The sequence below is a fragment of the Grimontia indica genome (assembly GCF_000333895.2).
GTDB lineage: Bacteria > Pseudomonadota > Gammaproteobacteria > Enterobacterales > Vibrionaceae > Enterovibrio > Enterovibrio indicus.
Map to the genome: position 1 here is coordinate 121,088 of NZ_ANFM02000016.1, position 19,454 is coordinate 140,541.

Annotated in this window: 20 protein-coding genes; 7 read left to right on the top strand and 13 right to left on the bottom strand. The window is 48.1% G+C overall.

Annotated elements, in window-relative coordinates; genetic code table 11:
• Nucleotides 1-9: 9 nt before the first annotated feature.
• On the top strand, nt 10-1,134 hold the full coding sequence (locus D515_RS10215) for an ROK family transcriptional regulator (RefSeq protein ID WP_002538244.1): 1,125 nt from the start codon (nt 10-12) through the stop codon (nt 1,132-1,134).
• 22 nt (nt 1,135-1,156) lie between these two features.
• Here the strand turns inward: D515_RS10215 and D515_RS10220 are convergent, their stop codons facing one another.
• Complete coding sequence (locus D515_RS10220) at nt 1,157-2,008, bottom strand: SDR family oxidoreductase (protein ID WP_039849884.1); 852 nt, start codon at nt 2,006-2,008, stop codon at nt 1,157-1,159.
• A 335-nt stretch (nt 2,009-2,343) separates the two neighbouring features.
• Between D515_RS10220 and D515_RS10225 the strand changes: the two genes are divergently transcribed.
• Entirely contained in the window at nt 2,344-4,476 is a 2,133-nt protein-coding gene (locus tag D515_RS10225) for an LruC domain-containing protein (protein WP_051997500.1), read from the top strand.
• A 5-nt stretch (nt 4,477-4,481) separates the two neighbouring features.
• Entirely contained in the window at nt 4,482-5,024 is a 543-nt protein-coding gene (locus D515_RS10230) for a hypothetical protein (protein WP_002538248.1), read from the top strand.
• An 83-nt stretch (nt 5,025-5,107) separates the two neighbouring features.
• Here the strand turns inward: D515_RS10230 and D515_RS10235 are convergent, their stop codons facing one another.
• The 9 genes from D515_RS10235 to D515_RS10275 all read right to left on the bottom strand — a co-directional run bounded on the left by D515_RS10235 (nt 5,108) and on the right by D515_RS10275 (nt 12,524).
• On the bottom strand, nt 5,108-5,608 hold the full coding sequence (locus D515_RS10235; RefSeq protein ID WP_002538249.1) for a GNAT family N-acetyltransferase: 501 nt from the start codon (nt 5,606-5,608) through the stop codon (nt 5,108-5,110).
• A gap of 95 nt (nt 5,609-5,703) precedes the next feature.
• Nucleotides 5,704-6,318, bottom strand: coding sequence for a hypothetical protein (locus D515_RS10240; protein WP_239643962.1), 615 nt, complete (start codon nt 6,316-6,318; stop codon nt 5,704-5,706).
• Nucleotides 6,315-7,235 carry a 5-oxoprolinase subunit C family protein gene (locus D515_RS10245; protein ID WP_002538251.1) on the bottom strand — a complete coding sequence of 307 codons (921 nt, stop codon included), beginning with the start codon at nt 7,233-7,235 and terminating at the stop codon, nt 6,315-6,317. Before D515_RS10245 ends, D515_RS10240 begins: the two co-directional genes overlap by 4 nt.
• Complete coding sequence (gene pxpB / locus D515_RS10250) at nt 7,232-7,918, bottom strand: 5-oxoprolinase subunit PxpB (protein ID WP_002538252.1); 687 nt, start codon at nt 7,916-7,918, stop codon at nt 7,232-7,234. Before pxpB ends, D515_RS10245 begins: the two co-directional genes overlap by 4 nt.
• Nucleotides 7,905-8,645, bottom strand: coding sequence for a 5-oxoprolinase subunit PxpA (locus D515_RS10255; protein WP_002538253.1), 741 nt, complete (start codon nt 8,643-8,645; stop codon nt 7,905-7,907). Before D515_RS10255 ends, pxpB begins: the two co-directional genes overlap by 14 nt.
• A gap of 49 nt (nt 8,646-8,694) precedes the next feature.
• Nucleotides 8,695-10,005, bottom strand: coding sequence for a TRAP transporter large permease (locus tag D515_RS10260; protein WP_002538254.1), 1,311 nt, complete (start codon nt 10,003-10,005; stop codon nt 8,695-8,697).
• A complete protein-coding gene (locus tag D515_RS10265; RefSeq protein WP_002538256.1) occupies nt 10,002-10,568 on the bottom strand; it encodes a TRAP transporter small permease in 567 nt (188 codons plus the stop codon). Before D515_RS10265 ends, D515_RS10260 begins: the two co-directional genes overlap by 4 nt.
• A gap of 93 nt (nt 10,569-10,661) precedes the next feature.
• A complete protein-coding gene (dctP, locus tag D515_RS10270; RefSeq protein ID WP_002538257.1) occupies nt 10,662-11,639 on the bottom strand; it encodes a TRAP transporter substrate-binding protein DctP in 978 nt (325 codons plus the stop codon).
• 51 nt (nt 11,640-11,690) lie between these two features.
• Nucleotides 11,691-12,524 (bottom strand): putative hydro-lyase, encoded by an 834-nt coding sequence (locus D515_RS10275; protein WP_002538258.1) that lies wholly within the window; start codon nt 12,522-12,524, stop codon nt 11,691-11,693.
• A gap of 399 nt (nt 12,525-12,923) precedes the next feature.
• Between D515_RS10275 and D515_RS10280 the strand changes: the two genes are divergently transcribed.
• Entirely contained in the window at nt 12,924-14,036 is a 1,113-nt protein-coding gene (locus tag D515_RS10280; RefSeq protein WP_002538259.1) for a DUF2235 domain-containing protein, read from the top strand.
• On the opposite strand, the gene D515_RS10285 is transcribed toward D515_RS10280, so the two are convergent.
• Nucleotides 14,023-14,919 carry a LysR family transcriptional regulator gene (locus tag D515_RS10285; RefSeq protein WP_002538261.1) on the bottom strand — a complete coding sequence of 299 codons (897 nt, stop codon included), beginning with the start codon at nt 14,917-14,919 and terminating at the stop codon, nt 14,023-14,025. The genes D515_RS10280 and D515_RS10285 overlap by 14 nt on opposite strands.
• Nucleotides 14,920-15,066: 147 nt before the next feature.
• On the opposite strand from D515_RS10285, the gene D515_RS10290 reads away from it, so the two are divergent.
• Nucleotides 15,067-15,360, top strand: a complete 294-nt coding sequence (locus D515_RS10290; protein WP_002538262.1) for a DUF6506 family protein — start codon at nt 15,067-15,069, stop codon at nt 15,358-15,360.
• On the opposite strand, the gene D515_RS10295 is transcribed toward D515_RS10290, so the two are convergent.
• A complete protein-coding gene (locus tag D515_RS10295) occupies nt 15,361-15,819 on the bottom strand; it encodes a hypothetical protein (RefSeq protein WP_002538264.1) in 459 nt (152 codons plus the stop codon). It lies immediately after the preceding gene.
• A gap of 998 nt (nt 15,820-16,817) precedes the next feature.
• Here D515_RS10295 and D515_RS10300 point away from each other — a divergent pair.
• Nucleotides 16,818-18,035: an EAL domain-containing response regulator gene (locus tag D515_RS10300; RefSeq protein WP_002538266.1), complete on the top strand. Its 1,218-nt coding sequence runs from the start codon at nt 16,818-16,820 to the stop codon at nt 18,033-18,035.
• A gap of 35 nt (nt 18,036-18,070) precedes the next feature.
• Here D515_RS10300 and D515_RS10305 read toward each other — a convergent pair whose 3' ends face one another.
• The gene (locus D515_RS10305) at nt 18,071-18,364 is read right to left on the bottom strand and encodes a hypothetical protein (protein WP_002538267.1); all 294 of its coding nucleotides are present in this window, start codon (nt 18,362-18,364) and stop codon (nt 18,071-18,073) included.
• A gap of 122 nt (nt 18,365-18,486) precedes the next feature.
• On the opposite strand from D515_RS10305, the gene gcvA reads away from it, so the two are divergent.
• Nucleotides 18,487-19,395 carry a transcriptional regulator GcvA gene (gcvA, locus tag D515_RS10310; RefSeq protein ID WP_002538269.1) on the top strand — a complete coding sequence of 303 codons (909 nt, stop codon included), beginning with the start codon at nt 18,487-18,489 and terminating at the stop codon, nt 19,393-19,395.
• Nucleotides 19,396-19,454 lie beyond the last annotated feature (59 nt).

Consider the following 19,454-nt stretch of genomic DNA (forward strand, 5'->3'; position numbering starts at 1 on the left):
AATGTATATATGCTTGCACCTGTTATTCCGCTAACTGTTGAACTGAGCCCTGGTCAGCGAAAGGTCCTGGACCTTATTCGTCAAAATGGCCCGGTCTCGCGTGCCAAAATCACAGAGTGGTCAGGGCTTGGCAGTGGCTCAGTGACCACGATTTGCAAAGAACTTCTGTCTATGCAGTGGATCATTGAAGGCGAGCGTATGGTGGTTGGTCGTGGTCAACCCATTGTGCCTGTTGAAATCAGTCCCTATGCTGCCTTCTCTTTTGGCGTGGCTTTTCATATTGCGCGGCTTGAGATCTCACTGGCTAACTTTCGTGGTGATACGGTTGATTTGGATTCCATCGAATATGATGAATCCCAATCGGTTGAAGACACACTGTCGCTGCTGGCGGCTAGCGTGCAACGATTGGTCACTAAACACCGTCTTCAACACGCGCGTATTTTAGGTGTCGGAGTCTCCATGCCTGGTCCGCAAACGGAAAATGGTAAGTATGTCTGGGCGATAGCGCCGATGGCGCATTGGCGCGATATGGATTTAGCGGAAGCATTTGGCCGCCATTTTCCGTGGCCTGTCTGGATTGATAATGATTGTAACGTCGGTGCGGTGGGAGAGTTCTATTCCGGTAAGTGGAACCACGTGAACAATATGCTCCTTTTAGAAATTGGCCATGGTATTGGTGGCGGGGCGATCATTAATGGACAGCTATATCGCGGTAAACACCAGAACGCCGGGGAGATTGGCGCTTACTTCACCATGATGCCTGAGCGTCGACCTTGCCTTCGTGAACTGATGATTGATTTGCGTGAAGCAGGTTTAGATGTACATCTGCTGACAGACATTCCTTCGCTTGAGCATCCGGTGGTGAATGCTTGGATTAAGAAATCTGCCACCCAGCTTGCTCCTGCAATCATGCTAACGTTGTCTTGGTTTGACCCTGACTGTGTGGTGTTTGGCGGCTCTGCCCCCAAAGAAATTGCGGAAGCGCTTATTAAAGAAATGAACCTAGAAAAAGTATGGTCTGAGCGCTCGTTTGATTATCCGATGGCAACACTTGCTGCTTCGAGAGTCGGTGAGAATCTGTCCTCTTTCGGTGCCAGTATGTATCCCGTATTTCAGACGATCAGGCCAGAATGAGCGGCCTGATCGCCAATCCAGATCAATCTTCCGTCTCTATATCCGCAAAGTAATCGCCCCAGCTTTGGTGTTCGCGTCCAGAAGCTTCCAGAAAATGGCTGGTGTTGTCGACCTTACCTTCACTGATACCCTGATATATCCCTGCAATGACGGTTCCAAGGAATTCGCCTAACTCCGCAATGCGCTCAGCCTTATAGTCCTCAAAAGAGAGCGGCACGTAAGTCAGGTGAGTGTGATATGTCGCGTTGAGGTATTCCGTTAACTGGGTTTGAGTGAGGACTTCACCATGCAGGTTGTAAGTTTGCCCGTTGTGCTTGTCTTCAGTCAGCATTCGGGCATAGGCATAACCAAGCTCTCCACGAGAGGTATACCCGCATTTCCCTTCCCCCGCACAATTGGTGATAACCCCAGCTTTCTTGTAATTCTCGATGTATTCGATATCCGGTTCAATGTAGATACCATTGCGGCCTATCACCCAGTTAAGCCCCGATTCACGAACATCTTGCTCGGTTTGTCTGTTGCTTTGAATAATGGGTGAAAACGCAGTGCCTTCTTCAGCGCCTTGAACACTGGTGTAAACAATCTTATTGACCCCTGCTTTTTTGGCAGCATTAATCACATTGCGGTGCTGGTCAATGCGCTTGTCAGGCGCATCCATTCCGGACACCAGTAACAAGGTATCAATGCTTTGTAGTGATTGTTCAAGCTCTTCAGGCTCTTCGTAATCACCGGGACGGATTTCAACACCAAGTTCTTTGGCGCGCTCTGGGGTGCGGGCTAAAGCAATGACATTTTCTTTCGGTATTACGTCAATCAGCGCTTTGACGATTTCTGAGCCCAATTGCCCACTGGCGGCGGTAACGGCAATTTTCACGGTCTTTTCCCTCATCGATAAACGGGCAAGCGAGTGATGATTGGCTTGCACTATGTTCCTAATAAATGTAGCTCGGTACATTGTGCAGGAAGCGCTTTCTGAGTTTTGGCTTATGGAAGATACAAACAATGACTAAGTGTTACTTCATCCTGTTTTCTCAAAATGACACAGTGCGTGCATCTTTTCTCAGTACTGGATTTGATGTGAGAGTATTCCTGAGACGAAAATTGATAAATTCTTTTTAATCAATAAGATAATTACATGGCATGGATGTTGTTTATACGCTCTAAAGTCCGGACTTAATTGGAGCCTATGTCGTGCGTCTATTTATCCCCATTTTTTTATCAGCTCTTTTCGGTTCCTCGGTACACGCTGGAACACCAGCTTCCGTTGAGCCTTTTGATACATGTCCCAGCAAAGCCTTCTTGTTCCAAAGCTCACCCAGTAAAGTTTATGGTGTGAACCTTGTCACCGGTGGCTATTCAACGCTGGCAGAAACCACTGGTCTCAACACCCATATCAACGCAGTTGGGTTTAACCAATCAGATCGCTATATATACGGTTTTGATTACGACAACGAGGTGGTGATACGGATTGGCCAAAACTACGTTGGTGAACAACTCACAGTGAATGGGTTGCCTAACAACACTAAATTTATTAGTGGTGATGTGCATGACCAGGTTTACTATCTGCACCGCAGAGAGCTGGGAATCATCAAAATTGACCTTTCTCCTCTGGAGGCTGACCCTTCGGCGACATTAACAGCGACCACATTAGACACCGACCTCAATAACCTCAGAACGTCAGACGTTGCGATCAACCCGATTGATGGCAATCTCTATGCAGTCAACAACAACTCGTACAACCTGTATCGCGTGGACTTAGAAACAGGCGATTCCGACATGGTCTACAGTTTGGTGGCTGATATCGGCCCACCATCTGGTGGCTTTGGCGCGGTCTATTTCGACGTTGATGGCAACTTTTACATCTCCCGAAATGATGATGGCAAAATCTTCAGAATCGACCTTTCAAACGAAGACGATATCGATGACAAAAACCTGGAGGCAGTGCTGTTCGCCTCAGGGCCGATATCTGGACAAAATGACGGCGCACGGTGTGCAAACGCACCCATTATTGATGAAGATTCGACGATTGATTTTGGTGACGCGCCAGACAGCTACAAAACGTTGCTTGCCTCCAACGGTCCGCGTCACGAAGTGGATAGCGGTTTCTACTTAGGCTCCATCGCACCAGACAGCGAAGGTGACGGCTTTACATCCCCTCTTGATGACAACAAAGCCGGTTTAGCGGATGAAGACGGTGTTGGCTTTGTTACCGCATTGGAAGTGGGTAACACGTCTCTGGTTTCTGTTCAGGCATCTACTGCTGGTTATTTGTCAGCATGGATAGACTGGAACCAGGACGGCGATTTTGAAGACGCAGGTGAGAAGGTCTTTAGCGACAGTTTGTTAACCTCGGGCATCAATTCTCTCTCCATTGCGGTTCCGGCAGGCGCGACGATTGGTTCGACTTGGTCTCGTTTCCGTTTTTCAGAAGCGTCTGGTCTCGATTACTTCGGTGGTGCCACAACCGGCGAAGTTGAGGATCATCCTGTGACTATCATGGAAAATGGCTCCTCGCTGCGTTACTACCCCAGCGAGAGTGGATATGCCACGATCGCTTTTGAGGACAACTGGCCTAAAGAGGGGGATTACGATCTCAACGATGTTGTCTTTAAATTCCGCATCACAGAAACACTGGATGAAAACAGCGCGATTACCCGTGTATTGATTCAAGGTTATCTTTCAGCCTACGGCGCTGGTTATCACAATGGGTTTGCATTCAGACTCGGGGGAATAAACCGGTCTGACATCAGCTCAGCGAGCACTTTGACACACAATGCAGTGTTACAAGAGAGCAACGGCTTAGAGAGCGACTCCAATGAGGCAATATTCATTGTTTCAGACGATCTCAAACAGAAACTCCCAGTAGGCTGTATGTACTATCGAACGGCGCAGCATTGCCAGGAAGCGTTGGTCTTCGAGTTCGAAATAGATGTGTATTTCAACGAGGGTACTGATACGAGCTCTCTGATGACAATGCCTTATGACCCGTTTATTTTTGCCACACCGGGCGCTTATGTCCGCGACGGGCTCTGGTATAACCCTGGACGAGGATTAGAAATCCACCTCGCCGATCAGGCGCCGACAGAGCAATTCGACACCTACTGGCTAGGGTGGTGGAGCGACTCCAGCGACCCAGCAACATCACGTTACTTTAAAACCTCTTCGAATCATCCTTGGGCGCTGCTTATCCCAGATGAGTGGTCTTGGCCGAGAGAGCATGTCGACCTTGTCGAGGCATATCCAGAGTTTGCAGGCTATGCCGAGTCCGGCGGTGAAAATAATCTTCAGTGGTATTTATTAGAAAAAGCAACTGAAAACAAATACTACTTGTCTGAGGAGTAAGTGCCATGAATAAGAATATCAGTCTGTTAGCGTTAATGGCCCTTCTGAGCGCATGTGGTGGCGGTGGTGACGGAAGCGGCAGTTCAAACGTGTCTTCAACCGTTATCGCTGATGAGTCTGCACCGGAAAGCAATGTTGAAGTATCCAGTCTGTCAGAGTTTGAAATTATGGTTGATACCTCTGGTGGCGAAGCAAACATTCCGGAGACCGTCACCAGTTCAGCATCGAGTTTTAACGAAACAGTTGTGCCTGATGGTTTCTCATATAGCCCTGTGTTGGAGCAGAGTTTTGTCGTCGATATCAGCGGCTATTCAACATCACCCGGTGTAGTGTCGATATACAGCGAGTTTTCTGAGAATAGCAACGGAACTTACACGGCGGCCTACAACAGTCGAATGGCTTTCTCTTCCTTGGAATCAGGGGAAGCGGTTGTCGATTTTGTTTCTTCAGAATCTCACTATTACGTGCTTGCTGAGGTGTGGTTTACGGATGGAACGCCGCCTGTCCAGAAAAGGATTCCGAACACAGAAACGAGCTGGGTCTGGTAAGCAGTGTAAATTTGAAAGCGACGCTACCAAAAAAACAGCCCAGACACTTGTCTGGGCTGTTTTTTAATAGGCAAATTTAAACGTTACAGAAACAGTTCCAACGTAATCTCATCGATGTACTTGCCGCCAATTTTCGCATGACTTTTTGCGCGGCCCGACACTTCAAAACCATGTTTTAGATAAGTGTGCAGAGCCACTTCATTGTCTGATCTAACTTGAGCAACCAGCTTTTCAAAACCGCGTGAGCGCGCGATATCGAGCGTGGAAGCAAACAGCGAGGTTGCGACGCCTTGTCGATGATGTTTCTCGTCAACATAAGTGGTGATGATGCCGACATGGTCCAGTGCGCGTGAATAGCTGGCATATGGCTCAACGGTTTGGTAGCCCAGAACAGTTTTCGAGTCATGATCTTCAGCAACCAAAAATACGCCGTTTACCGGGAAGTATTGGATGAAGAAACTTTGGTCTGATACCGAAAAAGCGGAGTCGAGAATCACGTATCGACCGCTTTCGATAATGGGGTTGACGATATCGGTGATGCTCTTGGCATCTGAAGCTAGCGCAGTTCTTGTTATTAGATTCATAGTTCTTTGTTTTTCTGATAGTAAACAAGCAAAGGGTGTAGGCGAAGCGTAGCGTAAAATCGTCACATTTCGCCAGATAAAATGTAGGGCTACTTCTAATCCTGTTCCAGAAAGCGTCTCACTGTTTTTAAGTCCTCTATCATCGGCATTTCAATACTCAGGGAACTGCTGAAACACCAAGGGTAAGGCAGTTCGCCTATCCCATCGAGCAAGTGATCTTTATTGGAATAGTTGATGGCAGCCATGTACTCAATGGTAATGGTGAGCTTGTCCACTTTCGGATCCTTTACCGCGATAGAAGAATCATCGCTGAACAGCCAGTCGTAATAGCCACAACCGATGCGCAGGATGTCATTGTCCTTTTCTGTCATCACGACGAGCCACTTACAGGTGAGATGAGTGTCATCCCTGACAATGGAGTCTGACAAGCAGAAGGTATAAACATTCTCAAAACGCTGGTTGAACTGGGAGGACAGAACATGGCTGATTGCTTCAACGCCAACCACATCTGAGGGAAACGAAATACTGTCGGTGTTGACCTTCATTTCCAGCAGCGATTCTTCTGTAAACACTTTGGTGAGCAGGTGTGGCTTGTTGTTATCTTTGGCTGAGATATACCGATTAATCGCCTTGAGAAAAGGGCGCACATCATCCGGCCTCGTATTCGTGGCCTTGTCGATGTGCACCATTTTCCCCTGAGATGGATTCATCCGAAAATGACCCGGTTGAAGAGCCTTCTTTCCACTTCGGCATCCGCAACATCCATGGGGGAGAAATTAACAATTTGCCCGGGTTGGCGCTGCGAAAGTTGGCCGGTCCCTAAACTGCTCAAACAGCCGATTTTCGGGTAGCCGCCGATGGTTTGCCTGTCTTTCATCAAGACGATAGGTTGGCCATCGTTGGGGATCTGAATCGCACCAAAGGCAATACCTTCTGAGATGATGCCATCGAGACTGCTTTTCACTGGCGCGCCGGATAAGCGATAACCCATGCGGTCGATGTTCTGGCTGACTTCATACTCGCTGGTGAAAAACGTCATCTGTTCATCATGACTAAATGACGCATGCTGATAGGAAGGCATCACCCCGAGTTCGAGCGGCGCATCGTAATCGGGAATAGCCCATTTAGGTGTGCGCTGTTCGGTGAATTCAGTCGTTGCGGTAAAGGGTAGAATATCCCCCGTTTTCAGGGCATCACCAAGACCGGTTAAACCGCCCAGTTGCTCCCTTTTCACCGTGGAGCAACTCCCGAGCTTAGGTTCACATTCAAAGCCGCCAGCCACGGAGAGATAGGTGCGCAGCCCACTTTTGGGTGCACCAAACGCCAAGACATCACCTGGCTTCACCGCATAGGTGAGCCAGGGTTGAATAGCTTTGTCGTTCAAGGTGGCGGAAAGATCTGCGCCTGCAATAGCAACGGTTGTGGCGGCATTCACCTGTAGCTGCAGTTGGCCGAAGGTGATTTCGAGCTGCGCTGCATCTGGCTTGTTTCCCAGTAGACGGTTTGCCCAGTAAAAAGCATGCTCATCCATTGGGCCACCTGTGGTGATGCCCAAATGCTGGAAACCAATGCGACCACTGTCTTGCAGCAGGGTAAGCATGCCGGGGTTTAGTACTTCAAAACTCATAACACGCCGCCTTGCTTCAAAAACTCGTCCTTGTCGATGGGGCAGAATCTCACACGGTTACCGACGTTTACTTTTGCCAACGATTCACTGTCCCAGTCCACCATATTCAATGGTGTACGACCAATAATTTGCCAGCCTCCCGGCGTGCTGCTGGGGTAAATGGCTGTTTGGTTATCCGCCAACCCTACACTTCCCGTTGGTACTTTGAGGCGTGGTGTGGATTTACGCGGCATGACTATCGCGTCATCCAAGCTGCCAAGATAAGCAAATCCGGGGCTAAAGCCGATGGCATAAACGCGGTATTCCTTCTCGCTGTGTAGTTTGATGACAGACTCACTATCTAGGCCAGTTTTGTCACACACATCCGTCATATCCAGCGCGACTTCGTCGCCGTAGTAAACCGGAATTTCAACTACTTGATTGTCGTTGTTATTGGTGACGGCGTCAGTATTGGACTCAAGCGCCAAACGAATGCGTTTGATGATGTCAAAACGGTCCGTCCTGTTTAAGTCAAAGCCAATCAGCATTGAGTTGTAGGAGGGGATGATGTCTGTGACTAAATCCCCCAGACTTTCCCGAACCTGAAAGATGGCGCAGTTGACTTCAGCGGCGATGGCATCGTCAATTCTGTCCCCAAAATACACAATCAATGTCTGTTCATTGACTGCCTCAATTCGCGCCATTTGCCCTCCACTGCTTCAATGCCTGGGCTACTGCCGAAGCGTGAGGACCATCTCCGTGAATGCAGAGCGTATCGGCATCCACCTTGAGTGTTTTTCCACTCAACGTTGTGACCGAGCCTTGTTCAACAATCTGCTGTACCTGCTTGATAATGGCATCAGCGCTACCATGAACCGCGCCTTCAATGCGGCGATCGACGAGGAACCCTTCATCGTCATAAGCGCGGTCAGAAAAAGCTTCAAACATCACGTCAATGCCGATGTCTGCCGCCAAATCGAGAATAGGTTGGCGCTCAGGAATCGCCATCACCACCAATGGGCAACCCGGCGCAGCGGTTTTCACTGCGCGCATCACGGTTTTCAAAACGGCCATGTCTTTCATCATGGTGTTATAGAGCGCACCATGGGGTTTTACATAATCGACAATGGCTTTTTGCTGACGGCAAATGCCTTTCAGCGCACCGATTTGATAGCCAAGCCAAGCGTAAAGTTCTTCGTCTGTGCAATCAAATTTGCGGCGGCCGAAGCCCATCAAATCCGGGTAGCCAGGGTGGGCGCCAATGGTGACGCCATGTTCAAAGGCTAAAGCGACGGTCTTTTGCATCGTGACTGGATCCGAGGCATGGAAGCCACAGGCGATGCTTGCCATATCAATGCAGGGCATCACTTCAGCGTCTTTCCCCATGGTCCAGGCACCGAAGCTTTCTCCCATGTCGCAATTTAATTTCATCTCAACTCACTCCTTGTTGCTCTGCTTTCTTTAGAAGCAGTTTTTCCTGCTAGCGCTGACTCATGGTGGTCGGCAGATAGGTCACGATTTCCGGGAAGACGGTAATCAACACTAACCCTAAAAGGATCAGCATAAAAAACGGAAACGCAGCGCGTGCGACATACAGAATGTTTTTGCCCGTGAGTGCCTGAATAACAAACAGGTTGAAGCCAACGGGCGGGGTGATTTGCGACAGCTCCACCACCAGAACGATGAAGATACCAAACCACAGCAAATCAATGCCTGCTTGCTGCACCATAGGCAATACAACTGCAACGGTCAGAACCACCACAGAAATACCATCCAGGAAGCAGCCCAGCACCACAAACAAGATGGTGAGGTAAAGCAGGAGTTCAAACGGCGACAGCGACATCGCAGCAATCCACTCCGCTAACGCGCGGGGAATGCCGAGGAATCCCATTGCCAGTGTAAGAAAATGCGCGCCCACGAGAATAAAGCCAATCATACAGGCGCTTTTCACGGCACCCAGCAGACTGTCGATGAAACTCTGACGACTCAAAGAGCCGGTAAGGGCGGCCAAAACCATGGCGCCAAACACGCCAAGCGCTGCTGCTTCTGTCGGTGTAGTGAAACCGCCGTAGATCGACCCCAAAACAAAGGAAATAAGGGCGACTATCGGGAGCAGCTTTTTCAGCGCTTTGAATCTAACTTGCCAATTAACATCGTTACTCGAGTGCTGAGGCACTTCATTTTTATTCATCAATGCCCATATGGTGGTGTAACCCACAAACAGGAGCATCAACATGATGCCGGGTAGGGCTCCGGCAATAAATAAGCGTCCAATGGACACTTCTGCGGCCACCCCATACACAATAAGGATGATGGAAGGCGGGATAAGAAGACCCAGAGTACCGGAACCTGCCAACGTGCCGACGGCCATCTTCTCGCTGTAGCCCTGTGCTTTCAGCTCGGGCAGGGTCATGCGTCCAATAGTGGCCGCAGTGGCGGCGGATGAGCCCGATACCGCAGCGAAAATGCCGCAGCTCAACACATTTACATGGAGTAGTTTGCCGGGAAAGCTGCTAAGCCAAGGAGAAAGGCCTTTAAACAGATCTTCCGAGAGTCGGGTTCGGAACAGAAGCTCACCCATCCAGATAAACATCGGTAGAGCCGTCAGCGACCAACTGGTGCTCGCCCCCCAGCTTGAAGAGCCGAACAACAGGCCGATTTGTTCATTGCCTGTCATGTACAGACCCATGACACCGACACCAATCAAGGCAAGGGAGACCCATAGACCAGCGGCTAAAAACAGCAGCATGGAGAGGGCGAGAATAAAAGAGATTAAGGTCATGTCCGTCATTTTGCGCGCTCCTTGCTGCTTGCCTGCGGAGCTGTTGCTTCGTCAGGGTTTTCAATCAGTTCGAGCGAAACGTCTTCACCTTCCAACTGCTTGTAATGGGGGGTAATACCGCGAATGTTGTCAATCAGGCTATCCAGCACGGCGAGATTGAATGCAATCATGCCGACCGCGAGTGGCACTTGTGGAATCCACAGAGGAATCGGAATGTAACCGTGGGTGACTTCTTCGAAGTCGTAGGATTCCCAGACCATATAAGTGCAGTAATAGCTACAGAAACAAAGCAGCAAAAACGCAAGGGTTAGGACCAGAGTTTCCAGAGGGCGTTGCAGCGATTCTGGCAACCTTTGAATAGCAAGGTTAACGCGGATATGACCACCTTCACGAAAGGTATAGGCGAGGCCAAAGAAGGTTGAGGCAGCCAAAGCGTAACCGGAGAAATCTTCTGCTGACGGGACAATAAAGCCCATCATTCGGCCAATAATTTGGGCGAGGATGATCAGCATGATCAACACAATAAAGAAGCCGGATAAACCACCCGACAGCAGGTACAGAGCTCGTTTCATAATAATGCTTCCAGACAGGCGTAGCTCAGGGTATTGAAGCCCTCCCCAAGTCCGTTTCCAGGGGAGGGTACGTCGTAGTAAGTAACTACTTACTTAGTTTTTATAGGCTTTCAAAACAGGCGCTAGCGCTTGTGAGTTTTCTGCTTCCCACTCTTCAGTCATGGTCACGCCAATCGCCTGAAGCTCATTTAGCAATTGCTCGGAAGGTTTCGAAACCACAATGCCGTTGTCAGCCAGTGTTTTGGTGTCTTTGGCTTCTTGATCTAAAACCTCTGCCCAGCCACGTGCTTCGGCTGCTGCTGCAGCATCCAAAATGGCTTTCTGTGAATCTTTATCCAGGCGTTTGAACGCACGCTTGTTCACAACCACGAAATTCTTTGGAATCCAGGCTTTGATCTCGGTGAAGTGACTCAGGTAATCCCACGCCTGACCGTTTGCGCCCGTCGAAGGTGAAGTCACCATCGCATCGATAATGCCAGTGCTGAATGCCTGTGGAATATCCGGCACCTGAACCGTGGTTGGTGTGGTCTCCATCAAGTCAGCAAGACGTGAAGTGGATGGGCTGTAAGCACGCATCTTGGTGCCTTTAATATCCGCCAGCGAATTCACCGGCTTTTTGGTGTAGAGGCTTTGTGCTGGCCAAGGCACAGTGTAGAGCAGGATCATGCCTTCTTTGCTGAGTTGCTTTTCAATTTCAGGCTTGGCGGCTTCCCACAGTTTCTGGGCTTGCTCGTAGTCAGTGGCCAGGAAAGGAATGTTGTCGTGCTTAAAAATAGGGTGGGTATTACCCATAATGCCAATGAAAACTTCGCCAAGCTGCACCTGACCAGTACGCACTGCGCGAGGGATTTCAGGGTGCTTCATCAAAGACGCGCCCGAGTGAACCTTGATATCGACTTCACCACCTGTGGATTCTTTGATTTGCTCGGCAAAGTCATAGGCGATTTTGGTCGGCAGGTTAGCATCGCCATAAGGCGTTGGCATGTGCCATTGTGCAGCGAGTACAGACGGCACTGACAGTGCAGCGAGAGACACTGCCATGGCTGGCAGCAGGTTTTTCAACAACTTCATCGGAAGTCTCCTTTTCACTAGTGTCCTATTTGGGTCTACGGACCCTACTACTTATAAAACTGAGAGTTGCTCGTTACTGATATCCGTCACCAGCATCTTGCCGGGTGCATGGGTAATGGCGATGGGCGGCTTAGCATTAATAATGGCCAACTGTGGCGTTACACCACATGCCCAGAAAACGGGGATTTCACCATCCTTAATAGGTACTGCATCACCAAAATCCGGGTTGGAGAGATCTTTGATGCCAATGTCGGCGGGGTTTCCTATATGTACTGGCGCACCATGGGATTTCGGATAGCGGGAAGTGATTTGAATGGCGCGAATAGCGTCTGCTGGTTTAAACGGGCGCATAGTAACCACCATGTTACCACTGAAATACTGGCTTGGTGTCGTCGCCAAGTTGGTGCGGTACATTGATACATTCGATTGGCAATCAATATTACGAAGAGACAGGCCAGCACGAATCAAAGCATCTTCAAACGAGAAAGAACAACCCAAGACAAAAGTCACCATGTCATGCCACCAAAGATCTTTAATGTCATGAGTTTTCTCAGCCAATTCACCGTTTCGGAAGATATGGTATTCAGGTACATCGGTGCGAATATCGATATCCTTGCCAAGCAAATCAATCATTGGTTCACCCGGGCTGGATACTGATAACAGAGGACAAGGAACGGGGTTCTTCTGACAAAATACAAGAAAGTCGTCCGCCCAGTCTTTGGGAAGAATGACAAGGTTTCCCTGTGCGATGCCAGGGGCAAATCCACTTGTCGAACCAATAAACTTGCCGTCACGTGTCAGATTTCTTAATTCACGTGCCTGTGTCAGGGCTGCTTCGTAGTGATTGGATGAAAGAGGGGCTTCTTGTCCTGCAAGTTGACTCATGGCTTTCCTTGGCCTCGTTGGTTGAATGTCTTGTTAACTAAATGTTGCAGTCTGATGTCATTTCGTCCAATTATAGTTTTTTACCTTTTCTGATAAATAATTTTTATGCCCTGATACGCTGACAACTTTGTCAGCCAACTTTCTTTCCCTGTTCAGTTTGTGAGACATCCTTTCAACTCACGGGTACTAAGTGATTGATACGCCGTAATCATCATGAATTAGCTCGATTTGTCTCGGGTTTGTATAAGGTTAAACACCTGACAATGCATAGAATTTCAGACGAGTTACCGTTCAAGAAAAGCATCGGACACAACGCAATAATCACACCCACACCGCACGAAATTTCCTGCAGGCGTCACAGAGCACGGGAAGAAAGTGTGATGTGTGGAGGAGGTATCTATGGCTGACAAGGATCAGGACGCTGTAACAAGCGAACAGGGAGAGGCTTCTGGCGAGAAGTTGATTGTTCTTTTCGATGGCACCTGGAATGACCCTCAGGATCAGACCAACGTTTTCCTGATGTCTCAATGCATCAAACCCACGGATGACAAAGGAAACAGGCAGCGCTTTTTCTATGATCCGGGTGTTGGCACATCGCCGTTTACCCGCTTTCTCGGTGGGACAACAGGATGGGGTCTGACGAAGAACCTGATGCAGGGTTATGGATGGCTAGCCAAGCACTATCATCAGAATGAGCAGATTTGGATCTTTGGTTTTAGCCGAGGGGCTTATACCGCAAGGAGTCTGGCGGGGCTCATCCGAAAATGTGGTGTATTGAGAACAGCGACGCCTGATTTGTTAGAGCAAGCAAAAACGCTCTATCGCAATAAGGCACTCTCGCCCAATTCCAAAGAGTGTATTGCCTTTCGAAAAGCCTATTGTGACGAGCCTAAGGTGCATTTTCTTGGAATATGGGACACTGTCGGTGCGCTGGGTGTGCCGGGCACTGTGCTTTCCGAGCGAGGCATATTCAAATGGCACGACACCAAACTCTCCCGAAGTGTACTCAATGCTTTTCATGCAGTGGCGTTGGATGAACACCGTGCTGCTTACGACACTGCATTGTGGACGCTTCCAGTCGGTTCAGAAGAAACCCGTGACCCTAAAAAGGTGGAGCAGCGCTGGTTTATCGGTGCGCATGCCAACGTCGGTGGCGGCTATAAAAACGACGAATTAAAGCAAATTCCGTTCAAGTGGATGGCAGAAAAAGCGCAGGACAAGGGGTTGGTATTAGATCTTTCCCGCGTGGTATTCGATCAGGATGCATGGAAAACATCTCCCAGAGATTCCTATGAAGAATTCTTGAAAGGGCTTTATGGGATGTTTCGTCGATTCAGAGGTAAAGGCGACGATCAGGGCCGCTTTTACCGCGCCTATGCTGGCAATAAACCTGATGAGCTGAAAGCAGTGAATGTCAGTGTTGATGAGTCCGTATGGAAGAAATGGAAAGCGGAGGGCTACAGGCCGAAGACATTGGTGAAAGCGGAGCAATCCCCGCCTAGTCAACCTTGATGCTGTGCATCGCCGCCACTTCCACCGCCAGTTTTGCTGCTTCTTCCGCCGCGCCATTCATTGGGGCATGTAGATAAGAAGCGGTGAAGCCGAGCGGAGACGGCACCCATCCGCAATCAACAAGTAGCAGATTTCCCGTTTCAATTTCAGGAGCGGCAATGACAGTCGGTAGGGTCGCCAGACCCAATCCGTCTCTGGTCATCCGCAAACAGGCAGAAAGAGAACTGGAGGTAAAGAAGCGGGCGTTGGCGGCGTCAGCCTGAGCAAACTGTTCTTTAATTTCGCCAAAGGGCTGAGTATTTCTTGCGTAAGTAATGATGGGGAAGTCGGCCAATTCAGCCAAATTCATTGTGTAATTGGAAAGCCCCAACGACGGGCTTCCCACCCATACCAGCGGATAGCGGCAAAGCGGCATATTTTGGACGGAAGGCTCCGAAATCGGTCCCATCAGGAAAGCCAAATCTAGCGTTCTATCCAATAAGTCATGACGGAGGTTCGACGTTACATCCACCGTGATGTCGATATCCAGCCGCGGAAACTTATCGTTAAAGCTCCGAAGAAACTCCGTCAGCCAGGTGTGCACGACGGTTTCAGAAATCCCCAGCCTCAAGGTTCCCGTAAACAGTGCATTGTTTTCAGCCCGCTTTTGAAATTGTTCCGCCGTAAGTAGCATTTTCTCAGCGTAGGGCAGCAGTTCGCGGCCTTTGGCGGTCAGGGTAATGGGCGAGGCTTCGCGGTCAAACAGAATAACGCCCAACTCTTTTTCCAGACTTGCAATGCGCGACGAGATGGCAGGCTGGGTTGTGAACTGTTGTTCAGCGGCTTTGCGAAAACTGCGAAGGGTGGCGACGAGTACAAAGGTTTCAATGCGTTTCAGGTTCATGAGGAGCTCTACAAACTGCGTGTATCTGAAAAGATAGAGCAAAACCCAAAGGATTCAATTGCGTGGATAATTTCTGGGAAGTTGGGACTAAGATGTTAGGGTCAACAGTCTCTCTCTTACAAATCACTTTAGCTAAAAGGATTCAACATGATCTCTCACTACGGCTTTATCATCAAAGCGCCGGATTACCAGCAACACGAACATCAGTCTGTTATCGAGTCTCCATTGTTCAGAACGGAAATACTGGGTGTCAGCACCGATGAAGAAGCGATAGATGCAGCAACAAGGCTGATCGCCAATGGTGCACAGGTCATAGAGCTTTGTGGTGGATTTGGGGCGGAAAGTGCAGAAAAGATCATCGCTGCGCTTGGCAGCGATGTTCCTATCGGGTTTGTAAACTTCAGCGAACAGGAGCTGAAAAAGCTGGGGGAAAATGCCTAGTTAGCTTTCAGGGTTCTGTTCCGCACTGATCTCGGCATAGGTGTGTAGTAATTCTGTCAGGGTATTCACCCAGCCAAACACATCTTTCGGCGCGCTTTTCAGCAGCTTCTCAACTTCTTCACAATGCGTTTCCAACGTTATGGCTTGCTCCAAACGAAAAGAGATGGCGTAGAAATGCCAAAGGAGCAATCGCGTCATTCTTTCGCTGTTCTGCTTTGCGTGTTCTGAATCATCAAAAGCTTGCTGGGTTTCATTCAGTGCGATTGCAGTCATTCGCAACATGGCATCAAGACGTGCTGACAACAATCGTTCTTCACTGTCTATTTCTTCCTGATCAAATGTGAAGATTTCAGTCATCACATCTTCTGGCACCATGCGGCCAATCATTCGGGCGCTGAATTCTTCCAGTTCATGGCGTGGCATGGTGACAAGGCATTCGAATGTGTAGTCACGAGACATAAGGGCACTCTAATTCATTACAAATTTTCAGGCCCGTATTCTATACCCAAACAACCTCAAGATGCTCGCATTGAGCCCCTCCCTCAGGGCTAATTGACGGGTGGCGAGTCCTGCAGGTTGTTTGGGTATAGAGAGCAAACACAAATGAATCCCGGAGCAACGAAAAAAGTTGGGGTGTCAGGCATTGCTGACATGCGGGATGAAAAAATGCTTTGGAGTCCATTGACGTTTCACTTCGATTCCTCAAATTAATGATCTTCCTTCCAATATTGATATAACTGTTAGCTTTTTAAAGACGAAGATGTCCCTCACTACTTTTCATTCTTCGTTTTATTAGTATCCGTTAAACTAGAATCTTTAATTGAAGTGATTGAATTTACTCGCGGCAACATGGTGAAGTTAGACATATCTTGATATTGACATCATTTATGACAGCAACCGCTTTCTTGTGTTTAAAATGTCTGTTTAAATGTATCTCAATGGATTATGGGTTAAGAGTTTCATACATTATTCTGCGAGTTTTTATCTTGTATGTTCGAAATTTATTATTGGAAACCTTATTTGATATATGGAAATTGATTCATATGTATAAGCCATGTGTCTCTAAAATGATACATTGATAACGGTATGAAACCACTTGATACGAAGTGATATGGATGTAAACTTGCTTGCTTATGGAAAAATAACCTTACAAACATATGGTTAGATGATTTTATTGTAATTACTCCCAAAAAGGAGACATTTTTTTCAAACGCTTCTGGCGCAAAGCTGATATGTTTTCTATTAATTATTAATCGTTGATTTGGTTTGTTTTGGCGATTTTCTATCAAGTTAATTTCATATAAACGATTAGATTTATCACTCTTCTAAGAACAAAAAATATAGAGAGGAGAAAAGGTCTGTGTGTCAATTTTAATTACCAAAAATCACAGATCTTTAAGTCAACAACAAGATTGAAAGTATTCTTGGCACTAATAGGACATTGGGTTGGTGGGAGAGTGAAAAATACTAAACATGTTGCAGTCATAGATGACTCTGAGTCCGTGTTGTTGTTGATTCAAAAAATGCTTAGCTGCTTGGGTTATGAAAAAGTCAGCTGTTTTTCATGCCCGCAAACAGCATTAGATGAAATAAACATCGGAAAGACACATTATGACGTGGTCTTTACTAATTTGGGGATGCCAGATATTGATGGTATGTGCGTTATCCGTGAATTGGGGAAGATGAACTTCCGAGGTGCGGTATGCATTATTTCTGATTTGGAAAACCGTGTTACCGAATTGGCTGCGGAAATCGCTAAGCTTCAGTGGGTCTATCTACTGGGTAGCATTTCAAAGCCAATCACCCTTGATGCCTTGGAAAAGACACTGAACAAACTGCCAAAGCCGCATGAAATGCAGTTTCAACAAAATTCTGCAATGGCGCGTGAAGCTCTGATCAAATACCTGATCAATGGCAGTGTGGTGCCTTATTACCAGCCGAAAGTGAATCCCGTCACTCGTTGTGTAGAAAGTGTTGAGGTATTAGCACGCATTCTGGACGCTGACAGTGGAGGGGTGATTTTACCTGGAAGCTTTCTGTCTACGGCAGTGCAGCATGACTTAGTCGACTTACTGACAACGACGATTGCGGAGAAAACAGCCTCTGACATGGAAACATTGTCGGCGATTTTCGGGCAGGATGTGACTGTTAGCATCAACTTATCTGCGGAGCAGTTGGATGATCTGAGTATTCCCAACCGTTTGGGTGCGCTGTTTAAAGAAAAGAATGTATTACGACAGCGAATAACATTGGAAATCACCGAAGAGTCGGCGTTGAATTCTCCGGAACAACTGGAGTCCTTGAATCGTTTACGGATGCAGGGTTTCGGTGTTTCGCTTGATGATTTTGGGACGGGTTTTGCCAACTTCCGGCATCTTCGTCACTTACCTTTTACAGAAGTGAAGGTTGATCGCTCCCTGATAAGCAAGATCCACACGGATCACTTTGGTCAGGCTATCGTCCGTTCTTTGGCGGATTTCTCACTGGAATCCGAATGCAAAGTGGTTGCGGAAGGCGTGGAGTTGGATGAGGAGTTGGCATATCTGACATCCCACTACCCAAACATGCTGATACAGGGCTTTCTTATCTGTCATCCCAAGCCCATAGAGGAGTTGGAAGCTTGGTATGTAAAGTGGGAAGCGCAGTGTGAACTTAGCGATAAAGTGAAGTCCTAGCCTAGGTGGAAAGTTCACCTAGGGTAGGTGAACGCTCAATTCCTTCTCACACTGTGCACAATTTGTTCTGACTTTAAATGAGCACTTCGGGTTTTAATCACACTGATTTCTTCCGGACTTAATCCAAAATCCTTAAGGAGGTAGTCCGGATAGTCAGTGAGTGAATCGCGAAGTTTTTCCCGTTGATGTTTGAGCCTAAGTGCCTGATACCTAGCCATCACGCTCTCGACCAATTTCCATATCATTCGGCTTAATTCAATATGCGTCTCTTTATTCTGCTCAAAAGGCGCGACCAACAAAGTATGACTTTTCTTTTCTGAAATCTTCATTTGTCTTTCCTCCGGTTTTATCTCTGTTGACCAAGATATGCTTAAGTTGAAACCAATCTTGGGCTACTATTTCTGCTACAACAAACGAGGTTTCCTGTGTTATGGATAAGGAAAACTAAGTCATGGAAGTTCGATTTCCCCCGTTGAATGCGCTGAGAGCTTTTGAAAGTACAGCGCGACACCTCAGTATTAAGCAGGCTGCGAAAGAGCTGCATGTCACGCCAGCCGCCGTTAGTCAGCAAATTAAAACACTGGAAAGCTATCTAGAGGTTGAGTTGTTTGAGCGCAAGGTGCGCTCAATTTCACTTACCGAAGTGGGTGAACAGCTTTATCCGTTTATGGAAGAAGGGTTCGCCAAACTCGAGGAGGGAATTCGGCAACTGCATCGGCATCGTCACAGCAACGAGCTGGTGGTAAGTGTGTCCCCCACATTTGCCGCAAAGTGGTTGCTGCCAAGATTAGGGAGTTTTTACCAGCAGTATCCGGCGTATCGTTTGCGGGTAGATGCCAGCGAATCTCTGGTGAATTTTAGACAGGATGGCGTTGATATTGCGCTTCGCTATGGTGGTGGCAATTACACTGGCGTGCACTGTGAGGTGTTGATTCCGGAAGAAGTGGTGCCAGTTTGTAGTCCCGCGTTGCTGGAAGGCAAACATGCTTTGCGTTCACCAGAAGACCTGAAGCACCACATGTTATTACGCTCTGATTGGCAAACCACTCAGGCACAGGCTCCTTGCTGGGGAATGTGGTTGCGCGCGGCAGGTGTTGAGCATTCAGATGCCAATTCCGGTCATCAGTTTTCCAGCGAAGCACTCGCTATGCAGGCGGCGATAGAAGGGCAAGGCGTAGCGCTTACTTCCACTGCACTGGCGGACCTAGATGTGAAAGCAGGGCGTTTGGTGTATCCCTTTGGCCGTGAGCACAACCAGAAAGTGGCGTTTGGATACTACTTTGTCTGCCCGGATTCTCACCTCAGGATTAAAAAGGTGCAGGCATTCCATAACTGGATAGTTTCAGAGCTCTCAGCCTGATATGAAAGCTCGAGACATAAAAAACGGCCCCTTGGGGCCGTTTGGTTCCTAAAGCGATT

Coding starts and splice junctions, on each gene's coding strand:
- D515_RS10245 (WP_002538251.1), bottom strand. CDS start 7,235: ATGAGTTTTGAAGTACTAAACCCCGGCATGCTTACCCTGCTGCAAGAC.
- pxpB (WP_002538252.1), bottom strand. CDS start 7,918: ATGGCGCGAATTGAGGCAGTCAATGAACAGACATTGATTGTGTATTTT.
- D515_RS10305 (WP_002538267.1), bottom strand. CDS start 18,364: ATGAAGATTTCAGAAAAGAAAAGTCATACTTTGTTGGTCGCGCCTTTT.
- D515_RS10295 (WP_002538264.1), bottom strand. CDS start 15,819: ATGTCTCGTGACTACACATTCGAATGCCTTGTCACCATGCCACGCCAT.
- D515_RS10260 (WP_002538254.1), bottom strand. CDS start 10,005: ATGACGGACATGACCTTAATCTCTTTTATTCTCGCCCTCTCCATGCTG.
- gcvA (WP_002538269.1), top strand. CDS start 18,487: ATGGAAGTTCGATTTCCCCCGTTGAATGCGCTGAGAGCTTTTGAAAGT.
- D515_RS10280 (WP_002538259.1), top strand. CDS start 12,924: ATGGCTGACAAGGATCAGGACGCTGTAACAAGCGAACAGGGAGAGGCT.
- D515_RS10240 (WP_239643962.1), bottom strand. CDS start 6,318: ATGAATCCATCTCAGGGGAAAATGGTGCACATCGACAAGGCCACGAAT.
- D515_RS10290 (WP_002538262.1), top strand. CDS start 15,067: ATGATCTCTCACTACGGCTTTATCATCAAAGCGCCGGATTACCAGCAA.
- D515_RS10215 (WP_002538244.1), top strand. CDS start 10: ATGCTTGCACCTGTTATTCCGCTAACTGTTGAACTGAGCCCTGGTCAG.
- D515_RS10235 (WP_002538249.1), bottom strand. CDS start 5,608: ATGAATCTAATAACAAGAACTGCGCTAGCTTCAGATGCCAAGAGCATC.
- D515_RS10265 (WP_002538256.1), bottom strand. CDS start 10,568: ATGAAACGAGCTCTGTACCTGCTGTCGGGTGGTTTATCCGGCTTCTTT.
- D515_RS10275 (WP_002538258.1), bottom strand. CDS start 12,524: ATGAGTCAACTTGCAGGACAAGAAGCCCCTCTTTCATCCAATCACTAC.
- D515_RS10230 (WP_002538248.1), top strand. CDS start 4,482: ATGAATAAGAATATCAGTCTGTTAGCGTTAATGGCCCTTCTGAGCGCA.
- D515_RS10285 (WP_002538261.1), bottom strand. CDS start 14,919: ATGAACCTGAAACGCATTGAAACCTTTGTACTCGTCGCCACCCTTCGC.
- dctP (WP_002538257.1), bottom strand. CDS start 11,639: ATGAAGTTGTTGAAAAACCTGCTGCCAGCCATGGCAGTGTCTCTCGCT.
- D515_RS10255 (WP_002538253.1), bottom strand. CDS start 8,645: ATGAAATTAAATTGCGACATGGGAGAAAGCTTCGGTGCCTGGACCATG.